We start from the raw sequence: 19,179 nt of genomic DNA, 5'->3' as shown, positions 1-19,179 counted from the left end.
CCTTCCGGCCCCATGCCGGATGGGCAGGGGCCGGAAAACGACGACGCGGAGATCAGTCCTTGAGCGTGCGGGTGAAGAAATCAACGAGAGCGTCGGTGACCTCGGGAACACTGGTCATCTGTTCAAAATCGTGGCCCACGCCATCGACCACGACCAGCGTGGCATCGACGCCGCCGGCCTCGAGGGCCGCATAGAGGCGTTCGCTTGAACTGAGCGGAACAACCTGATCTTCGGTGCCCTGAATGACGATAACGGGCGGGCTGTCCTCGCCGATATGCGTTTCCGGGAAGGCTTCGCGGACAGCTTCGGCATTGGCCTTGTCGTGCACGGAAAGGCCCATATGCATGCTGGCAAGATCATAGCCAGGCTCGCCAGTCTCGCCGAAGTAGGCGGCCGGGTAAAAGGTGGCGATGGCCTGGACTTCCGAGGAAACATCGGAGAGACGCTCATCCACATAGTCTGGATCATTGCCGGTCAGGCCGGCCATCAGCGCGAGGTGACCGCCCGCGGATGGGCCGAAGACAGCGATGTTATCGGCATCGAGATTGTAAAGGTCCGCATTGGCGCGGAGGTAGCGCACGGCCGCCTTCACATCCTTCTGCGGCTCGGGGAACTTGGCTTCGCCGATGCCTCGGTAGTCGATGGTCGCGACGGCAAAGCCGGCCTCGGCAAAACGGACGAGCTGCGGGATCAGGCGTTCGCGCTCGACGGCGCGCCAGCCGCTTCCCGTAATGAAAACGATGACAGGCGCGGGCTCGGCGGAGGTTGGGCGGATCAGATCGAGATACAGCTCATTGCGCATGAGGCCGAGGGCGGATGTCGAATACTGGATATCGGAATAGAGCTCGACACCGCTGAACTGAACCTGCGTTGCGTCGATGTTGACCGTTTCCGCCACGGAAACAGAGGTCGCAAGGGCGGCAAGAGCCGCGCCCAAAAGCGTGCGCTTCAGCATTTGATTTCTCCTCAAAACTGCGGGCCTGGACGTGGTCTCTATGGTCCCGCGCCGGACCTGAGCAGAAGCGCTCAATGGTGCCAGCCGCCACAAGCAAGCAGAGGGCAGGACTTGTTGTCAACAATTGAAGATGCAAAAACTTTTTGCAACTCAAGTCATACTTTTGAATTTATCGTTCTTATTCAGTGGCTAAAGAAGAATCGACGCTGGGCATTCCAGCGGGACTTGTAACCAAAATTTACAACTAATGGGTGTCGATGGGCCGGATCCGAGTCGCGAGCGGAAGGCAACATTTCCGTCATTCCGGAACGGTGGAGTCGTGGCGCCGTTCTGGTGGGGAGATTTCGTTCTTACGCCAAAAAGGAGAGCATCCATGGCGACCCAATCGATCGGCCTGCACACTGAAGACACCGGCGGCAGCGGCCGCGCCGTTATCCTGATCCATGGCTGGCCGCTTTCAGGCAAGGCTTGGGAGCATCAGGTGCAGGCGCTGGCCGGGGCCGGTTTTCGCGTCATCACCTATGACCGGCGCGGGTTCGGTCAATCGGACAAGCCCGAGAGCGGGTTCGATTATTCGACGCTGGCGAATGACGTGGCAGACATCATCGAGGCCAAGGCCCTCACCGACGTGTCGCTGGTGGGCTTTTCGATGGGCGGGGGCGAAGTCGCCCGCTATGTCGCCGAGCATGGCGAGAGCAAGCTGCATTCGGTCGTCTTCGCGGCGGCAGTGCCGCCCTACATGATGAAGACGCCTGATAACCCCGATGGTCCGCTGACCAAGGAAAAGGCCGACGAGATGGAGGCGGGGATCAAGGCGGACCGCACCGCCTTCTTCGACCAGTTCACCAAGGACTTCTTTTCGGCCAACGGCGTGCTCAAGGTGAGCGAGGACGAGCGGCAAAAAGCGATCGCGCTTTGCCACCAGTCGGACCAGACCGCCGCGCTGGGCTGCATGGCATCGTTCGGCACGACCGATTTCCGCGATGATCTCAAGGCGATCACGGTGCCGACGCTGGTGATCCATGGCGATGCCGACGGGATCGTGCCGGTGGAAGGATCAGGCGCGCGCACGCATGCCGCCATCCCGGGCAGCGAGATGGTCGTGGTGCTTGGGGCGCCGCACGGCTTCAATGTGAGCCATGCCGAGGAATTCAACCGGCACCTGATCGCGTTTCTGCGCAAATAACAGAAAGGGCCCGCTTCGGCGGGCCCTGCTATTTTCAGGCGACGGCGGCGAAGCGCTCGTCGAAGGCGTAGCCTGCGCCGCGCACAGTGCGGATCGGATCGGACTCCTTGCCCCGGTTAATGGCGCGTCGAAGGCGGCCGATATGGACGTCGACGGTGCGCTCGTCGACATAGACGTCGTTGCCCCAGACGCCATCGAGCAGTTGTTCACGCGAATAGACACGGCCCGGGTGGCGCATGAGATATTCGAGCAGCCTATATTCGGTGGGGCCAAGGTGGACGTCCCTGTTGGCGCGGCGGACGCGGTGGGTGGTGCGATCGAGCTCAAGATCGCCGACCTTGAGGGCGGCGGTGACGAGGTTGGGGTTGGCGCGGCGCAGGAGCGCATGAATGCGCGCCAGCAGTTCGGGCACCGAGAAGGGTTTCACCACGTAGTCGTCGGCGCCGGTGGAGAGGCCGCGTACGCGCTCCTCTTCCTCGCCGCGGGCGGTGAGCATGATGATCGGGACGCGGGCGGTTTCCTCGCGGGCGCGCAAGCGGCGGCAGAGCTCGATGCCCGAGATTTCGGGCAGCATCCAATCGAGCAGGATCAGATCGGGCAGTTTTTCGGCGATGGCCTGCTGGGCTTCGTCGCCGCTTTCAGCCGTGACCACGCGAAAACCCTCGGCTTCGAGGTTGTAGCGCAGGAGGATGGCGATATCGCCTTCGTCTTCAACGACGAGAATGGTGGCGGGCATAATGGCGTGCTCCGTCGATCGGACTGACCGAGGTCGCCCGAGAGTTCTGAATTCTTGGCTTTATCCCCACCTCACCTCTCCCTGAAGGAGGGGAGACGGGGAGCGGCGTTCGGACTAAGGCCTCCTCACCCGGCGCGGTGCGCCGACCTCTCCCCAGGGGGAGAGGCAAGGCAATCACGCCTTGATCTGCTGGCGCTGCAGCTGCTGGACGTCGCTCGTCAGCTGCTTGCCGGTGGCCAGATAATAGGCGCGTTCGGCGATATTGGTGGCGTGGTCACCGATGCGCTCGAGGTTCTTGGCGCAGAACAGGAGATGCGTGCAGGTGGTGATGTTGCGCGGATCTTCGAGCATGTAGGTCAGGAGTTCGCGGAACAGCGAGGTGTGCATGGCATCGACCTCGTCATCGCGGTTGCAGACCTCGACCGAAGCGGCCGCTTCGCGGTTGGCATAGGCGTCGAGTGCGTCCTTGACCTGACGCGAGACCAGGGCTGTCATGTTCTTGACGCCGTTGTAGAAGGTCGGCTGCAGGTTGATGCCCTCGAGCTTCAATGAGCGGCGGGCAAGCTGCTTGGCCATGTCGCCAATGCGTTCGAGATCGTTGGCGACGTGGATGGCGGTGATGATGGCGCGCAGATCGCTGGCCATGGGCTGGCGACGGGCGATCATGGAGACGGCCATCTCATCGATCTGGCGCTGCATGTCGTCGATGCGCTGGTCGGCGATGATGGTCACGTCGGCCAGCTCGCGATCGAGCCGGAGGAGTGCACGGGTGCCGTTCTCGATGGCGACTTCGACCTGACCGCCCATTTCGGCGATGGCCTGGGCAAGGGCGGCGAGTTCTTCGTTGTACGACGTGACGATGTGGTCGGTGCCGGTATTGGGCATGGTAATGGTCCTCCGTCGCCCGGCGATCAGCCGATGCGGCCCATGATGTAGTCCTGGGTCTGCTTGTTCACCGGATTGGTGAAGATGTCCTCGGTGTCGCCCTGCTCGATGAGGTTGCCCAGGTGGAAGAACGCGGTCTTCTGCGAGACGCGGGCGGCCTGCTGCATGGAGTGGGTCACGATGACGATGGTGTAGTTTTCGCGCAGCTCGTCGATCAGTTCCTCGATGATGGCGGTGGCGATCGGATCGAGGGCCGAGCAGGGCTCGTCCATGAGGATGACTTCAGGGCCGACGGCGATGGCGCGAGCAATGCAAAGACGCTGCTGCTGGCCGCCCGAGAGGCCGGTGCCGGGTTCGCTGAGGCGATCCTTCACTTCCTCGAACAGACCGGCCTTGCGCAGCGAGGAAATCACGATCTCGTCGAGATCGGCCTTGTTGCGGGCGAGGCCGTGGATGCGCGGGCCATAGGCGACGTTGTCGTAGATGGACTTGGGGAAGGGATTGGGCTTCTGGAAGACCATGCCGACCCGGGCGCGCAGTTCGACCACGTCGAGGTCGTTGGCGTAGATGTCCTGGCCGTCGAGCGCGATCTTGCCGCCGACCTTGGCGCCTTCGATGGTGTCGTTCATGCGATTGATGCAGCGCAGGAACGTCGACTTGCCGCAGCCCGAGGGCCCGATGAAGGCGGTGACGGCGCGATCGGGGATGTCGATCGAGATGCCGTGCAGGGCCTGCTTGGCGCCGTAGTGAACGGTGACGTCACGGGCGGTGAGGCGGATCGGATGGTCCATCATTTCGGCGGGGTTCATGGTCTGGTCCAGAGTCTTGGAGGTCACTTTAACCTTGCCGGCAAGAACGTCCATTTGATGTCTCCTTAAGCACGCTTCTCAAGACGCGACCGCAGGAAGATGGCGACGGCGTTGAGCGTAATCATGAAGGCCAGCAGCACCATGATAGCAGCAGATGTGCGTGGCTCGAAGAAGTTGCGGTTTTCATTGGCCTGCCAGAGGTAGATCTGGACGGGCAGGGCGGTTGCCTGATCGACCGGGGTGGCTGGCACGGCGGCGACGAAGGCATTCATGCCGATGAGCAGCAGCGGTGCGGTTTCGCCCAAGGCCTGCGCCACGCCGATGATGGTGGCGGTGAGAATCGAGGGGAAGGTGACCGGCAGCACGTGGTGGAACACCATCTGCGTCTTGGATGCACCCATGCCCAGGGCCGCCTGACGCAGGGCCGGAGAGACGCCCTTGAGAGCGGCGCGGGTGGCAATGATGATGGTGGGCAAGGTCATGAGGGTCAGGACCAGACCACCGGCCAGCGGCGCCGAGAGCGGCAGCCGGAACCAGTTGATGAACACGGCCGCGCCCAGAAGGCCGAAGACGATGGACGGCACGGCGGCGAGATTGTTGATGTTGACCTCGATGAGATCGGTCAGACGCGACTTGGGCGCGAACTCCTCGAGGTAGATGGCGCTGCCGACGCCGATCGGGACGGCCAGGACGACGACGATCAGCATCATCCAGAGCGAGCCCATGAGGGCGCCGAGGAGGCCGGCCGCGGCGGGAGCCGAGCGGCTGTCCACGTTGGTGAACAGCGACCAGGCGAAGCCCTGGGTGATGGTGCCGTTGGCCTCGAAGGTATCGATCAGAGCACGAGCCGGGGCGGAGAGCTGCTGCTGGGTATCGCCCAGCTCGCGGTTGATGTTGCCCTTGACCCAGTTGTCGGCGTTGGCGGACGCCAGAAGCTCAACGGTGGCCGTGCGGCCCAGAAGGCTCGGGTCGCGGACGAAGAGCTCGCGGACGCGGTGACGGGCGTCGGTTTCGGTGACGGTGAGGATCTGGCGGCTGTCGATTTCGAACCCGGCAGGCGCTGCGGCGCGCAGGGCCTGCTCGACGACCGTGTTCCAGTTCAGCATCGCCACCTGACGTTCCCAGGCGAGACGCGCCGCACGGAAATCGGCATCGGACTGACCTGCGGCCCGTTCGGGCGCCGGATCGACCTTGAGCACTTCCGGATCGAACGAGACTTCGAGGCGGATGTTGGACTGGGTGAAGGCGGGGATGCCCTTGCGCAGCACGTCCGTGAACAGCAGGGCCACGAAGCCGAGTGCGAGGACGATGGCGATAATGCCGAAGATGCGGAACAGGCGTTCGTTGAGGTGCCGGCGTGCCAGTCCGTTGCGGACGCGCAGGCGCCGTTCGGCTGCCGCGTCGATGGTCGTATCGGTCATTCGTACTGCTCCCGGAAGCGGCGGACGATGTAGAGGGCGACGATGTTGAGGCACAGCGTCATGATGAAGAGCGTAAGGCCGAGGGCGAAGGCGACCAGGGACTGCGGTCCGGTGAAGTCGGTATCGCCGGTAAGCTGATTGACGATGGAGACAGTGATGGTGGAGACCGGTTCGAGCGGGTTGCCGCGCAGGATCGGTGCATTGCCGGCAGCAAGAACCACGATCATGGTTTCGCCGATGGCGCGGCTGACGGCGAGCAGGAAGGCGCCGACAATGCCGGGCAGGGCCGCCGGGATCAGGACGTTGCGGATGGTCTCTGACTGGGTGGCGCCCAGGCCGTAGGCGCCGTCACGCAGGGTGCGCGGTACCTGGTTGAGGATGTCGTCGGAGAGCGAAGAGATGAACGGGATGATCATCACGCCCATGACAATGCCGGCGGTCAGCGCGCTGGTGGCGCTGATGCCAAGGCCGATGGACGCGCCGAAGTCACGCAGGAACGGGCCGACGGTCACAAGGGCAAAGAAGCCGTAGACGATGGTCGGGATGCCGGCGAGGATTTCGATGATCGGCTTGACGATCTTGCGCACCGAGCGGTGGGCATACTGGTTGAGGTAGATCGCGGCCATGAGGCCGACGGGCACGGCCACCAGCATGGCGATGGCCGAAATCATCAGCGTACCAGTGAGAAGCGGCAGGATGCCGTACTGGCCGGCGTCGCCGCCACCTGTCGACGAGAATTTCGGTGCCCAAACGGTGCCGAAGTAGAAGTCGATGGGGTTGATGTAGGTGAAGAAGCGGAAGGCTTCGGTGACCAGCGAGGCGACGATGCCGACCGTGGTGAGGATGGCAACGGCAGAACAGGCGAGGAGCAGCCAGGAAACGGCGCGCTCAACCTCGTTGCGGGCACGCAGGCGGGCGGTGATGCGGCGGCGGGCAAACAGCAGGCCCAGGACGCCGAGGCCCGCGGCAGCCGCTATCATGATCAGAAAGGACAGGAGCTGGAAGCGGGCGACATTTTCGCCAGCGGCCTGCTCGAAAGGCTGCAGTTCGCCGGCGACGCCGAAGCCTGAGGCCAGGTCGCGGATGCGCTGCATCTGCTGGTTGAGACCGATCTGGTCGAGCGTCGTCAGCACATCCGCTGGGATCTGCGAGACAGTGTACCAGTGGAGGACGCCGGGCGAAAAGAAAGCCCAGATGCCGAGGATCAGCAGGGCCGGGATGAGAGTCCAGAGCACGACGAGAGTGCCGTGATACTGGGCGCGGGAATGGACGCGCACGCCCTGGGGCGTGACAAGGGAGCGGCTCCTGGACCAGCCCAGCTGGTAGGCGATGCCAAGGAGTACCAGGAGCAGTCCGGCAACGATCAGGGTGTTCACGGGTCAGGTCCCCATTGGCCTTCAAGGGAAGCGGGCCGCAGAAACTGCGGCCCGCCTGTTTTTCGATTACTGGCCGGCCTGGAAGGCGGCAAGCACTTCAGCGGTCTTGTCGGCCGGCTGCGGGATCAGGCCAGCGGATTCCAGGATGCCGCCGGTGCCCGAAACGCCTTCCGACAGGAAGTATTCGGTGAACTCGGCAAGGCCCGGGATCACGCCGATGTGCTGACCCTTCACGTAGAAGAACAGCGGGCGGGAAACCGGATACTCACCCGAGGCAACGGTGTCGAGCGACGGGGTGACGCCATCCACAGTCGCAACCTTCAGGGTGTCCTTGTTCTGGTCGTAGAAGGACAGGCCAAAGACGCCAACGGTGTTCGGATCAGCGGTCAGACGCGCAAGGGTCTCGGTGTAGTCGCCGGCGATTTCCACCACGACGTCCTGACGGAAGGTGGTTTCGACGGCTTCGACTTCTTCTTCCGACAGTCCTTCGGGAAGCTCGGCGGCTTCGGCACCGGGGGTCACGACCTTTTCCTGGAAGACTTCACGGGTGCCGTGGTTGGAGCCCGGGATGGCCAGGGCGATCGGCTGGGCCGGCAGGGACGGGTCGATCTGATCCCAGGAGGTGTAGGGGTTGTCGACGAGTTCGCCATCGACCGGAACCTTGGCAGCGATGGCCTTGAACACCTGGACCGGGGTCAGGGCGAAATCGGCACCCGACGCGGACGAGGCGAAGACGATGCCGTCGAAGCCGAACTGGACTTCGCGGATGTCGGTGACGCCGGCAGCGGTGCACGCTTCACGTTCGCTGTCGCGCATCGGACGCGATGCATTGGCGATATCGATGGTGTTGTCGCCAACGCCCTCACAGAACTGACGGAAGCCGCCGCCGGTGCCGCCCGAACCCACGACCGGGGTTTTGAACTCGGGGAAGGTGGCGCCAAACTCTTCGGCGACGATCGAGGCGAAGGGCAGAACGGTCGAGGAACCGGCGATCTGGATGGTGTCGCGCGACTGGGCGAAGGCGGAGGTGGTGCCGAAGGCTGCGAGAGCGATAACGGCGGCACTGGCGTAGAGTGCGGTCTTCATGGAAAGTCCCTTCCGGAATTCATTTGCGGGTGGCCAACCATTCAGGGGCGGCCCTCAGACGCGGCAGACCATAGGAGCGCCTGGCGACAGTTTTATTGCAGTCACATGACTGGTTTGTGACAGGTCAAGCGATTGTAAATATTGGGATATGTCGCGAATAAGTCGTCGGATGACGGGATTTTGTGACGCTGTTTGCGACGTCAGGGCAGAGCCTTTGTGACAGAGCGTCAATGCAATGCTGCTGCGCAAATGCATCCGAAGGTGGACACCGTATCGGCAGGATGCGACGGTTTGCTGACGGCTCCCATCAGCGCAGCAGGGGACGCACCTCGGCCTGCACCTTGCGCATCAGGGGCAGGAAATGGGCTATCATCCGCGAGGTGGGGGCGCGGGCGGTCTGGGCACCGATGTTGATGGCTGCCACCACCTGGCCGAGGGCATTGTAGAGCGGCACGGCGATGGAGCAGAGCCCGAGCTCCAGTTCCTGATCGATGACGGCAAAGCCCTGGGCGGCAACAACGGCGAGCTCGGTGGTGATGGTGGCCATGTCCGCCTTGGTGCGCTCGGTATAGGCGACGATGTCGGAGCGATCGAGGATGGCTTGCGCCTCGTGCGGCGGCAGGGCAGCCAGGAGCGTGCGGCCCATCGAGGTGCAATAGGCGGGCAGGCGCGCGCCGGCGCCAAGGTTGATGGACATGACCCGGCGCGTCGAGGCGCGGGCGACATAGAGAATATCCGGACCTTCGAGCACGGCCGCCGACGTGCTCTCGCTGGTGGCATGAGACAGTTCTTCGAGAAAGGGCTGGATCAGGCGGGGCAGCGGGGTGGCGGCGAGGTAGGAATGGCCCAGATTGAGCACACGGGGGGTCAGCTGAAAGAACTTGCCGTCGTAGGTGGCGTAACCGAGATGGGCGAGGGTGAGGAGACAGCGGCGGGCCGTGGCGCGCTCGAGGCCGGTGCGCTGGGCAACATCAGTGATCGACATGCGCGCATGTTCCTCGTCGAAACACTCGATGACGGCAAGGCCGCGCATCAGTCCGTGAATGATGTCTCCGACTCGCATGGGCGCTGTCCGACTTCGGGGCGTATGGCGCACAGGATAGCCTTTGGTTCGGCGGATGGGTAGGGCGAGGCAACGAGCGCGGCGCAGGCGGGACGCGGGAGCGGCGTCTCGTTGCGTGTGTGGGCATCTGCGCGATGTATCTTTGACAGCCGCCGCGACCCTGCTATGAGGCGGGCACGGGCCTATAGCTCAATGGTTAGAGCCGACCGCTCATAACGGTCTGGTTCCAGGTTCGAGTCCTGGTGGGCCCACCAGAAGTCCGGCGGTTTCCGAGCGATCGGGGGCCGCCGGTTGCGTTTCCGCGGTGCCTTTCATGACGGTTCCGAGAGGAGTAGTCTCTGCCAACCTGCGCTTGGCTGGCGGGAGATGGCATGAGCCAGAAGCATACCGGGCGGGCTTCGCCGCATCCGTGGATCGATACGGTCTGGCAGACAGTATGCCTCGCCGACGGCATCTATCGCGCGACGCCTGATGGGTCCTGGGACCTGTTGCTCAGCGTCTCGCCGGAGGGTGACCCGATCGTCTTTCTCACCGGGCAGGCGACCGAGCCGGTGGATGTGCCTTATCTCGCGGGCGAGCATTCGGTGGTGATCTCGTTTGCCGCTCATGTGTATCTGGCGACCGAGAGCGCGGTGCGGACCGGGGCCGCGATCCGGATGCTGCCGGTCGAGGACGACCAGTTCGAACTCGATGGGGTGAGATTGCCACTGCCTGCCTTCGCGGATGCCGAGGGTCTGGTCGACCGGATGATCGCGGCCGGGCTGCTCAAGTCCGATGACCTCGTCGCCAAGGCGTTTTCCGACCGGCCCAAAGCGGCCTCGAAACGCTCGGTGCAGCAGCATTTCAGGCGGACGACGGGGATTACACAGAAGGATTTCCAGATGATCCGGCGTGCCCAGGAGGCGGTGCGGCGCATCAAGGCCGGCGAAGCGCCGGCCGCGGTCGCGGTCGACCTGGGCTATACCGACCAGCCGCATATGATCAAATCGATCAAGACCATCATGGGGCACCTGCCGTCGGACCTGGAGCTGGTGCACAAGATTTAGGGACCGGCGCTGACGATGCCGGCCCCGAGACTGTCAGAGTCCAAGTTTCAGCGCAGGCGCGCGGCGAAGGCACGGATATCGCCGATGAAGACGTCAGGGTCTTCCCAAGCCGCGAAGTGACCGGCCTTTTCCATGTCGGTAAACTGGACGACGTTGCCGCCCGTCTGCCGTTCCGCCCACTCGCGCGGGAGCCGGACGCCCCCGGGAATCGGCACTTCGGTGGCCACGGCGACCGGTACTGCAGAGTTGATCCCGGTGATGGTGGGCGGCTGCATCATGTTCTGGCTGTAGATGCGGAACGAGGACGCGGCGGTTTCGGTGAGCCAGTAGATCATGATGTTGGTGATGAGCTCGTCGCGACCGAAACGGAGGTCGGCATCCTGGCCGAGGCCCATGCCGGCCATGAAGCTCATGATCCAGGCGGCGAGGCCGACGGGCGAATCGTGCATGGCGAAGGCCAGGCTCTGCGGCTTGGTGGCATGGATGAGGTTGAAGGCGCCGTGGGCGAAGAACCATTGCTGGATGGCGCCGGCATAGGCCTGTTCGGGCGGGGTCAGTGCAGCAAAATCGGTGTTCTGGTCTGGGTAGCCGACATCGGTGACGTGATAGCCGAGCAGACGGTCGGGGTGACGCTGGGCCAGCGACATGGAAATGATGGAGCCGCCATCGCCGCCGGCGGCAATGAAGCGGCCGTAACCGAGCGTTTCGCTCATGAGACGGGCGAAGAGGTCTGCGACCTGGTCCATGGGCAGGGCCGTGCGGCCGGAAAAGCCGGTGCCGGGGATGGACGGGACGACGACGTGAAAGTCGCGGGACAGTTCGTCGATGACGCGGTGATAGCGGAAAAACGAATCCGGCCAGCCGTGAAGAAGCAGCAGCGGGACGGCATCGGGATTGGTCGAGCGGCGGTGGACGAAGTGGAGCTCCACGCCGTCGAGTTCGACCTTGAAATTGCCCAGCGCATTGAGCCGCTGCTCGGCCTGTCGCCAGTCGTATTCGTCGATCCAGTAACGGGTGAGGCTCCGCATGTAGTCGAGATTGGTGCCCAGGGCCCAGCCGGCATCGGCGGGCTCATCGGGCCAGCGGGTGCGCTCGAGCCGATCCTTGAGGTCGGCAAGCTGGGCGTCTGATATGGCAATGGTGAACGGGCTGGGCGTGCTCATGGCTGTGGTCTCCTCTGCGAGCGCGGATTTTCCGATGCCACCAAGCAGGGCTGAGGCGAACAGCGACTGGGTAAAGGTGCGGCGGTTCATCTCTCATCTCCATCTGGCGTCGATGGAATGAGGCTAAGCCGCGGGCTTGCGCCGAGATTGTAAAAATACGCAAAGATGCGGTCAGATGGGCGCCGTCCAACCATCCAGACGGTCGTAGATGCGGTCGCGGATGCGGCGGATATCGGCGTTGACCCGCGCCAGTTCGGCGGCCGTCTCACCCGTGCTGTCGAGAAGGGCATCGGCGAGGCACCCTCCCTGGAGCCTCAGCGCCTTGCCCTTGTCGGTCAGTCCGATGATGACCTGGCGCTCGTTCTCCGGATTGCGCGTGCGGCGCAGGAGGCCGGCGGTTTCAAGCCGCTTGAGGAGCGGGGTGAGGGTGCTCGGGTTTTCCCTAATCCCGGGGCAGGCCCAGACGGACGAGGTCGGCGATGATGCGGTCGCTTGCCGCCAGCATGATGGGGCTCATGGTCTCGCTTGTCGGAAAGATGTTTCCGACGGTGGAGGCGGGGCGCAGTTCCATGGCGCGGGCCAGTGCGTCGGCGGCCTCCTGCAGGCGACCGAGACGGACATAGGTCGCGGCGAGCAACATATGCGAGCGGCCGGACGCCGGTGTGATGGCGATGGATTGCTCTATCCAGGGCAGGGCCTGGTCTGGACGATCGAGGAGAAGATTGGCCCAGCCGGCACCGAGACGCCAGGTCCAGCGCGAAATGGCGGGTGTGTCGTATCTATCGGCGAGGAGGAACGTCGCCAGCGCGTCGTCGAAACGCCCCAGATAGAGCTGACCCAGACCTACCAGATAAAGTGCCGACCCGTTCCACGGGTCAAAGCTCAGAACCTGGCTGCAGGCCACGAGGCTTTCGGCGAAATCGGTAAGCGTGCTCAGAAGGCGGCATTGCGCTTCGAGTGCAGGGATGGAGTTGGGATTGGCGGCGAGGGCACTTTCGAGCAGCATGCGCGCACGTTGCTCAATTTCGGGGCGCTGTTCTGCCGGATACCAGAGCATCTGGACGCCGCGCAGTTGCAGCGAGGCGAGGGCAACCTGGAGTTCGGGCATGTCCGGTTCGGCGCCCAGCGCATTCTCGAGCAGCCCTTCCGCAACGCCAAAACGCTCCCGGGACGTCTGATTGATCGACGCTGCGGCCTGTTCGATGGCCACTTTGCCGAAGTTGGAAATGGGACGCTGGCGGGAGCGGTTTTGGAGGAGGCCATTGATGCTGCGCGCCAGTTGGTCACCGACGCCGGCAACGAGACGAGCATGGAGCAGGGCGGGCGCAGAGGACGAGGGCACTTCGCTGGTTGCGATGGCATGAACCTGGCCGGTTCCGCGATCAAGGAGGCGCGCTTTCAAAATCCAGGTGTCCGGCGAATTGGACAATTCGCTGACGATGGCGAGACCGCCCGCGGGCGACTGCCCGGTGGGCACCGCGACGGACAGTCCCGCGATTGACGCCAGACCTTCCACCAGCATCTCGCTCATGGCCGACGCGTGCGCGACGTTAGCCGCATCATTGCCGGTGGTGGCGATGGGGCTGACCGTTACGGTGTGATGCTGCGGCGAGCCAGTCAGCATGGAGATGGCAAGCCCGCCCAGGACCGTCAGCACAGCCACCGCCGCGAAGACCAAGGCAAGCCGCGGCTTGACCTCAGGTCGCGTTGACGTCCGCGAGGCGTCGGCGACAGGCTTTGGCGAAGCGGAGACGTCGCTCTCCACGGTGGCACTGAAAAGGTAGCCACGCCCCGATACGGCCCTGATCAGCTCCCGCCTGCCGTCGCCCAATGCCGTGCGCAATTCCTTGACGCACTGGAACAAACTGTCGTCGCTGACATGGATGCCCGGCCAGACGGCAGACATGATCTCCTGCTTGGTGACGACGCGTCCGCTGTTCGCTGCGAACAGGGTCAGCAGTTCGAACGCCTTGGGGCGAAGCCGCACGGGCATGCCGTCGGGCGCGCGCACCTCCGCGCGCTCCACATCGATAACGAAGCCCTGAAACCGGATCCCCATTGCGGCCAGTATCCCGATCCTACCCTAGACCTAGCCAATAGTGCCCAGCCCCAGGCGGACGAAGGGCTAAATGCAGATTTCAGAAAAATTTCAGAATTTCTTCGCCGTCGCATCAGGACATGTGCGCCGGACCGGGTCAAAAGCGACGCAGGGATGTGGGGGACCGCATCGCGCCGGGAACGCCTGCCTGCGGCACGGGGCATTCCGATCCTCGATCGGGATAGTCGCAGGAACCTCATGTTCATGTCGATCGGTCCCTCATGTCTCAGCCTCCTCAAAGACCAGCGCGGCAGAGACTGCGACGCTTGTGAGTGTGGATGACGGCGATTGATTCCGGCCCAACCGTGCGCTAGGTCTTGGCACGGTCTGCAGTTCACCAAGGCGTCGCCGTCCCGCACAGGGAAGCTAAACCTGCCCGATCCCAATGTTTTCGACACGCACCCTCCATGGTGCCCGTCGCAAGCCGGCGACCATCGACACCGTCCCCCGGGCGGCTAGGGCACCGCTCGAGGATGAGCCATGTCGAGACAAACCCTTTCCCTGACCATTGCCGACCTGTCCGCTTTCGCGAAGACCTTGCGCGCCGAGATCACGACGCGCGACACCCCGCCGAGCCATGTCGAAATGCTGAACATGCTGGCGCGGTCGGCCGGCTTCAGAAACTACCAGCACCTGAAGGCCGCGACGGAAAATGCGCCGAAGGCCGAGGCCATCGACCTGATCCTGGTTGAAAAGGTGGGACGGCATTTCGATGCCGACGGGGTGCTGCTGCGCTGGCCGGCCAAGAACAGTCTGCAGCCGCTGTGCCTGTGGGCGCTTTGGGCGCGAATGGAGCCGGGGCATGACTATTCGGACCGCGACAATACCGATCTTCTCAATGCATGGGCGAGTTTTGGCGACCATGCGCTGCTGCGGCGGGCGATGGTGGATATGGGCTATGTCACGCGGACGCCCGACGGACGGACATACCGCCGGATCGAACAGAAACCGCCGGCTGAACTTTCAGCCTTGCTGAAGCGGATCACGCAAGTGGCTGAATAGTCAGGCCTTTTTATAGATGCGCTGCATGGCGATCTTGGAAATGAGATCGCCGGTGGCCTGCGACTGGTTCTGCTGGATCGCCGCGAAACTGCCAGCGAGACTGGCGCTTTTCTGAACCATCGCGGCCGCTTCGGCACGGCGGGCACGCATCTGCTGCATCCGCTCATAGGGCGGGAGCTGGTGCATGTTGAATCGCGTGATCTTGCCTGAAATTGCCATGCCGACAGTTGGCGCATCAGCACGTTAAGCAAACATGAATCTCACGGCCAGGTGATCGCGTTGGATTGTCGCGATTACGCAATCTTGGACATGCGGCTCATGGCGATCTTCGAGACGATGTTGCCGGTCTCGACGACGTTGCTTGACTGAATATTGGCAAAGCTATTGGCCATATTGGCCTGTTTCTGGGCCGTTTCAGCGGCCATGGCCCGGCGCTCACGCTGATACTGCATCCGCTCGTAGGGCGGTAGCTGGTGCATATTGTAGCGATTTATCTTGCTGGAGCCGTAAGCCATCCACCGAAAGTGGCGGATTATGGTTAAGTAAGGGTGAACTGGTTAGCAGACTGCTAACACTTGCCCTCAGTGCTGAAGCACGACCAGACCGGCTGCCCCCGCCATCATGGCGCCAGCGGTCTTGTTAAGGCGACCCAGCGCTTTTTCGCTACGGAACATTTCGCGTGCCGCCGATGCCAGCCAGGCATAACCGCAACCGATGATGAGCAGCACGACGACGACGATAAAGGTCAGCTCGACGAGGGCGAGGAGCGTGATGTCGGCGAGGGGGACCACGGTGGGCAGGATGGCCAGATAGAAGACGATGGTCTTGGGATTTCCCATGGTGAGGGAGAAGCCGGCCGCGAAGGTCTTCCAGGGCGATTCGCTCTTGGGCTTCATCTGCTCGGCGCCGGGACGGGCGGTCCAGAACTTCCACGCGATGTAAAGCAAATAGGCAGCGCCGGCCCAGCGCACGATGGTGAAGACCGGGCCGAAGAGCGTGGCAATGGCCGCAAGACCGAAGACGGCGAAGAAGAAGTAGACGAGATCGCCGGCCAAGATGCCCAGAACCATGGGGAAGGCGCCTTTGAAACCGCCACCCAGGGCGCGCGCGACGACGGCGGCGACGCCGGGGCCGGGCACGAGCACGGCGATGGCATAGGCGATGGTAAAGGCGGAAAGGGTGAAGAGGTCCATGGCAGTTCTCTGACGCTGAGCGGGCGGACACTACGCCCGGGCGCGGCGATTTGCCAGCGGGAGGTTGACGTGGGCGCGCGGAGGACTATCCTTTGTGCATCGCAACCCGACCGGACGGTTCCCAATGGAACGCATCCTCACAGCAATGCCCACCTGCCTTGCCCCTGAGGACGCTTTGAACCATGCCTTCCGTAACGCTTTCGCGACTTTCCTATTCCGGCCCTGACGGCCAGACCCTTTTCTCCAATCTCGACCTGAGTTTCGGCAGCGGACGCACCGGGCTTGTCGGCCGCAATGGGGTGGGCAAGACGACACTGTTGCGCCTCATCACCGGCGATCTGACGCCTGCGACAGGCACGATCAGCGTCGCGGGGCGCCTCGGCGGGCTGCGGCAGCAGGTGCAGCCCGGCCCTGACGAAACGGTGGCCGATCTCTTCGGTGCGCGGCACGCACTGGCCCTGCTCGAACAGGCCGTGGCGGGCCAGGCCGATGCCGATACGTTGGCAGAAGCCGACTGGACGCTGGAGGCGCGGCTCGAAACGGCGCTCCAGATCCTGGGTCTCGACGTCCGGCCCGACGCGCGGCTCTCGACCCTTTCCGGAGGGCAGCGCACGCGGGCGGCCCTCGCTGCCCTGGTGTTCGACGCGCCGGACCTGATCCTTCTCGACGAGCCCACCAACAATCTCGACACCGACGGACGCGCCGCGGTGGCGCAGATGCTGGCGGACTGGCGCGGCGCGGCAATCGTCATCAGCCACGATCGCGAGCTGCTCGAGATCATGGATGCAATCGTCGAACTCACGGGGCTGGGCGCCACGACCTATGGCGGCAACTGGAGCCACTACAGGGAGCGCAAGGCGCTGGAACTGGCGTCGGCGCAACACGATCTCAATGTAGCCGAGCGGCAGGTGCGCGACGCGGCGAAGGCCGCGCAGGAGGCACGCGAGCGGCAGGACAAGCGCGATGCCGGCGGGAGGCGGAAGGCGGCCAAGGGCGACATGCCCAAAATCCTTCTCGGCGGGATGAAAAGGCGCGCAGAAGCGACGGCGGGTGGCCTCGACCGGCTGGCCGAGAAGCAGACTGATGCCGCCCAGATGCAGGCTGCGGAAGCCCGGACCAGGATCGAGGTCCTGACGCCCTTCGCCGTGAAGCTGAAACCGAGCGGCCTGCCGGCGGGCAAGGTGGTCTTGCGGGCGCAGGACCTGAGTGGCGGCTACGATCCGGAGCGGCCGATCATCACTGATTTCTCGATGGACATGATCGGGCCGGAACGCGTGGCCATTACCGGGCCCAACGGGGTCGGCAAGACGACGCTGCTGAAGCTGCTGACGGGTGAGATCGCGCCGGTGTCCGGGAGCGTGCAGATCGGTGGACCCATGGTGCTGCTTGACCAGCAGGTGGGTCTGCTCGACCGGCGGGAAAGCATTGTCGACAATTTCCGGCGACTCAATCCCGACAGCACGGTCAACGATTGCCGGTCGGTGCTGGCCGCGTTCAAGTTCCGCAACGATGCGGCGCTGCAGACGGTGGGCACGCTGAGCGGTGGCGAGATGCTGCGGGCGGGGCTGGCCTGCGTGCTGGGCGGTGCAAAGCCGCCCATGCTGGTGGTGCTGGACGAGCCGACCAATCATCTCGACATCGAGGCGGTTGAGGTGGTGGAAGCCGGGCTCAGGGCGTTCGACGGGGCGCTGCTGGTGATCAGCCACGACCGGGCGTTTCTGGAGAATGTGGGCGTGACGCGGGAAGTGGGACTGGGGTGAGGGCAACTTGTTGGCCGGCGCACCGTTGCCCGCTCGAAAGGCGGGTAGAGCCATGTCCACTTCAAAAAAGCCAAATACCGAGTTCGACGATCCTGCAAAGCGACCGAGCCTTGACGACCAAGGCAGCGGTCCGGCGGAACGGGCAGTGCTCGGAACGATGGGGCCGAACGGAATGATCAGGCTGGTCGTGGCCATCCTGATCTTCATCGTCGTTGGCGGGACGGCGTTCTACTTCATGAACGGGTAGGGGCGGCGGTCGCGTCCGCACGCTGATGGATGGACCACGGGGACAGGCCCGGTGGTGACGATCGTGGGTGCGGTTGCGTCGGCGGTGAGTGGCCCTCGGGTCGAGCCCGAGGGCGGTGCGGTGGTGGGGGAGGCCTCGGACCTCAAGGCAGGCGCGCGAGGCGGTCGTTGAGGAGGGTGTAGAAGCCGTCGGCGTTTACGGAGCGCATCCAGGTGGCGTTGTAGGCGCGGCCGGTGACGTGCCAATAGTCGCAGACGGTCATGCCCACGGTCAGTTCGCTCGCCGTCTCGATGGTGACGTTGCAGTGACGGCCTTCGAAGAGATCGGGCTGCAGCAGGTAGGCGATGACGGTGGGATCGTGGAGAGGCGCGCCCTCCCAGCCGTATTTCTTGAGGTCGAAGGTTTCCGAGAAGGTCAGCATGGCATGGACAGCCTCGCCGGACTTGTTGCCCAGCGCGCGGATGGCGTCGAGGCGGGCCGGGGTGGACTGGACGGCATGGGTGACATCGAGCGACTGGATGGTGATGGGTGCACCACAGCGCATGACGACATCGGCAGCCTCGGGGTCGACATAAATGTTGAACTCGGCCGCCGGCGTGATGTTGCCCACCTCGAAATAGGCGCCGCCCATCATGACGATTTCCTGGATGCGATCGGCGATCCGCGGCTCCTTGATGAGGGCCATGCCAATATTGGTCAGCGGTCCGAGGGTGCAGAGGGTGATGGTCCTGGGCTCGGCATTCATCAGCGTTTCGATGATGTAGTCGACGCCGTGCTGATCCTTGAGGGGAATGGTCGGATCGGGCAAGTCGGGGCCGTTGAGGCCGGTGTCGCCATGCACGTGCTCCGCGGTCACGAGGTGGCGACGCATGGGACGCGAGCAGCCGGCATAGACCGGGATGTTGGTGCGGCCAGACAGTTCGACGATTTTCCGGGCATTGGTGGCGTTGTGGTGCAGACCGACATTGCCCGCGACGGCGACGATGCCGAGCACGTCAAGCTCTTCGGGCGAGGCGAGCGCCAGAAGGATGGCTACGGCATCGTCCTGGCCGGGGTCGGTATCAATGATGATCTTGCGGGGTGCCTTGGCTGACATGGGAAATTCCGTCGACTCGGGAAGGGTTTGGCGGCGATCTTAGCGAAGCGGTTTCAT

19 protein-coding genes, 1 tRNA gene and 1 pseudogene are annotated in these 19,179 nt (G+C 63.8%); 6 read left to right on the top strand and 15 right to left on the bottom strand.

Annotation, left to right across the window (positions count from 1 at the left end):
- Nucleotides 1-52 precede the first annotated feature (52 nt).
- Nucleotides 53-955, bottom strand: a complete 903-nt coding sequence (locus CCK88_RS08960; protein ID WP_086470100.1) for an alpha/beta hydrolase — start codon at nucleotides 953-955, stop codon at nucleotides 53-55.
- Between the two features lie 373 nt (nucleotides 956-1,328).
- Between CCK88_RS08960 and CCK88_RS08955 the strand changes: the two genes are divergently transcribed.
- Nucleotides 1,329-2,141, top strand: a complete 813-nt coding sequence (locus CCK88_RS08955) for an alpha/beta fold hydrolase (protein ID WP_086470099.1) — start codon at nucleotides 1,329-1,331, stop codon at nucleotides 2,139-2,141.
- Between the two features lie 34 nt (nucleotides 2,142-2,175).
- Here CCK88_RS08955 and phoB read toward each other — a convergent pair whose 3' ends face one another.
- The 7 genes from phoB to CCK88_RS08920 all read right to left on the bottom strand — a co-directional run bounded on the left by phoB (nucleotide 2,176) and on the right by CCK88_RS08920 (nucleotide 9,517).
- Nucleotides 2,176-2,877: a phosphate regulon transcriptional regulator PhoB gene (phoB, locus tag CCK88_RS08950; protein ID WP_086470098.1), complete on the bottom strand. Its 702-nt coding sequence runs from the start codon at nucleotides 2,875-2,877 to the stop codon at nucleotides 2,176-2,178.
- Nucleotides 2,878-3,051: 174 nt separating this feature from the next.
- Complete coding sequence (gene phoU / locus CCK88_RS08945; protein WP_086470097.1) at nucleotides 3,052-3,762, bottom strand: phosphate signaling complex protein PhoU; 711 nt, start codon at nucleotides 3,760-3,762, stop codon at nucleotides 3,052-3,054.
- A 26-nt stretch (nucleotides 3,763-3,788) separates the two neighbouring features.
- Complete coding sequence (pstB, locus tag CCK88_RS08940) at nucleotides 3,789-4,571, bottom strand: phosphate ABC transporter ATP-binding protein PstB (RefSeq protein WP_244557509.1); 783 nt, start codon at nucleotides 4,569-4,571, stop codon at nucleotides 3,789-3,791.
- Between the two features lie 65 nt (nucleotides 4,572-4,636).
- On the bottom strand, nucleotides 4,637-5,992 hold the full coding sequence (gene pstA / locus CCK88_RS08935; RefSeq protein ID WP_086470095.1) for a phosphate ABC transporter permease PstA: 1,356 nt from the start codon (nucleotides 5,990-5,992) through the stop codon (nucleotides 4,637-4,639).
- A complete protein-coding gene (gene pstC, locus CCK88_RS08930) occupies nucleotides 5,989-7,368 on the bottom strand; it encodes a phosphate ABC transporter permease subunit PstC (RefSeq protein WP_086470094.1) in 1,380 nt (459 codons plus the stop codon). Before pstC ends, pstA begins: the two co-directional genes overlap by 4 nt.
- 66 nt (nucleotides 7,369-7,434) lie before the next feature.
- Nucleotides 7,435-8,454 (bottom strand): PstS family phosphate ABC transporter substrate-binding protein, encoded by a 1,020-nt coding sequence (locus tag CCK88_RS08925; protein WP_086470093.1) that lies wholly within the window; start codon nucleotides 8,452-8,454, stop codon nucleotides 7,435-7,437.
- A 307-nt stretch (nucleotides 8,455-8,761) separates the two neighbouring features.
- Nucleotides 8,762-9,517, bottom strand: coding sequence for an IclR family transcriptional regulator (locus CCK88_RS08920; RefSeq protein ID WP_086470092.1), 756 nt, complete (start codon nucleotides 9,515-9,517; stop codon nucleotides 8,762-8,764).
- 178 nt (nucleotides 9,518-9,695) lie between these two features.
- On the opposite strand from CCK88_RS08920, the gene CCK88_RS08915 reads away from it, so the two are divergent.
- Both CCK88_RS08915 and CCK88_RS08910 read left to right on the top strand, forming a co-directional pair.
- Nucleotides 9,696-9,771, top strand: a tRNA-Ile gene (locus tag CCK88_RS08915).
- Between the two features lie 117 nt (nucleotides 9,772-9,888).
- Nucleotides 9,889-10,563, top strand: a complete 675-nt coding sequence (locus CCK88_RS08910) for a helix-turn-helix domain-containing protein (RefSeq protein WP_086470091.1) — start codon at nucleotides 9,889-9,891, stop codon at nucleotides 10,561-10,563.
- 47 nt (nucleotides 10,564-10,610) lie between these two features.
- On the opposite strand, the gene CCK88_RS08905 is transcribed toward CCK88_RS08910, so the two are convergent.
- From CCK88_RS08905 to CCK88_RS08895, 3 genes and pseudogenes are all read right to left on the bottom strand, one after another.
- Nucleotides 10,611-11,816, bottom strand: coding sequence for an epoxide hydrolase family protein (locus CCK88_RS08905; RefSeq protein WP_086470090.1), 1,206 nt, complete (start codon nucleotides 11,814-11,816; stop codon nucleotides 10,611-10,613).
- Between the two features lie 81 nt (nucleotides 11,817-11,897).
- Nucleotides 11,898-12,158 (bottom strand): annotated as a pseudogene (locus CCK88_RS08900) (transcriptional regulator, SarA/Rot family); the annotation flags it as partial.
- A 10-nt stretch (nucleotides 12,159-12,168) separates the two neighbouring features.
- On the bottom strand, nucleotides 12,169-13,785 hold the full coding sequence (locus CCK88_RS08895; RefSeq protein WP_086470089.1) for a winged helix-turn-helix domain-containing protein: 1,617 nt from the start codon (nucleotides 13,783-13,785) through the stop codon (nucleotides 12,169-12,171).
- 519 nt (nucleotides 13,786-14,304) lie between these two features.
- Here CCK88_RS08895 and CCK88_RS08890 point away from each other — a divergent pair.
- Nucleotides 14,305-14,826, top strand: coding sequence for a DUF2087 domain-containing protein (locus tag CCK88_RS08890; protein WP_086470088.1), 522 nt, complete (start codon nucleotides 14,305-14,307; stop codon nucleotides 14,824-14,826).
- Here the strand turns inward: CCK88_RS08890 and CCK88_RS08885 are convergent, their stop codons facing one another.
- From CCK88_RS08885 to CCK88_RS08875, 3 genes are all read right to left on the bottom strand, one after another.
- The gene (locus CCK88_RS08885; RefSeq protein ID WP_140048935.1) at nucleotides 14,827-15,012 is read right to left on the bottom strand and encodes a hypothetical protein; all 186 of its coding nucleotides are present in this window, start codon (nucleotides 15,010-15,012) and stop codon (nucleotides 14,827-14,829) included.
- 107 nt (nucleotides 15,013-15,119) lie between these two features.
- Nucleotides 15,120-15,305: a hypothetical protein gene (locus tag CCK88_RS08880; protein ID WP_140048934.1), complete on the bottom strand. Its 186-nt coding sequence runs from the start codon at nucleotides 15,303-15,305 to the stop codon at nucleotides 15,120-15,122.
- A 102-nt stretch (nucleotides 15,306-15,407) separates the two neighbouring features.
- Nucleotides 15,408-16,019, bottom strand: a complete 612-nt coding sequence (locus CCK88_RS08875) for a LysE family translocator (protein WP_086470085.1) — start codon at nucleotides 16,017-16,019, stop codon at nucleotides 15,408-15,410.
- 182 nt (nucleotides 16,020-16,201) lie between these two features.
- Here CCK88_RS08875 and CCK88_RS08870 point away from each other — a divergent pair, with 182 nt between their 5' ends.
- Entirely contained in the window at nucleotides 16,202-17,779 is a 1,578-nt protein-coding gene (locus CCK88_RS08870) for an ABC-F family ATP-binding cassette domain-containing protein (protein ID WP_086470084.1), read from the top strand.
- 52 nt (nucleotides 17,780-17,831) lie between these two features.
- Nucleotides 17,832-18,026, top strand: coding sequence for a hypothetical protein (locus tag CCK88_RS08865; protein ID WP_086470083.1), 195 nt, complete (start codon nucleotides 17,832-17,834; stop codon nucleotides 18,024-18,026).
- Between the two features lie 142 nt (nucleotides 18,027-18,168).
- Here the strand turns inward: CCK88_RS08865 and CCK88_RS08860 are convergent, their stop codons facing one another.
- A complete protein-coding gene (locus CCK88_RS08860) occupies nucleotides 18,169-19,122 on the bottom strand; it encodes a nucleoside hydrolase (RefSeq protein WP_086470082.1) in 954 nt (317 codons plus the stop codon).
- Between the last annotated feature and the right edge of the window lie 57 nt (nucleotides 19,123-19,179).

This window comes from Devosia lucknowensis (assembly GCF_900177655.1).
GTDB lineage: Bacteria > Pseudomonadota > Alphaproteobacteria > Rhizobiales > Devosiaceae > Devosia > Devosia lucknowensis.
The sequence above is the reverse complement of the archived record's forward strand: the minus strand, read 5'-3'. Positions and strand labels throughout refer to the sequence as shown.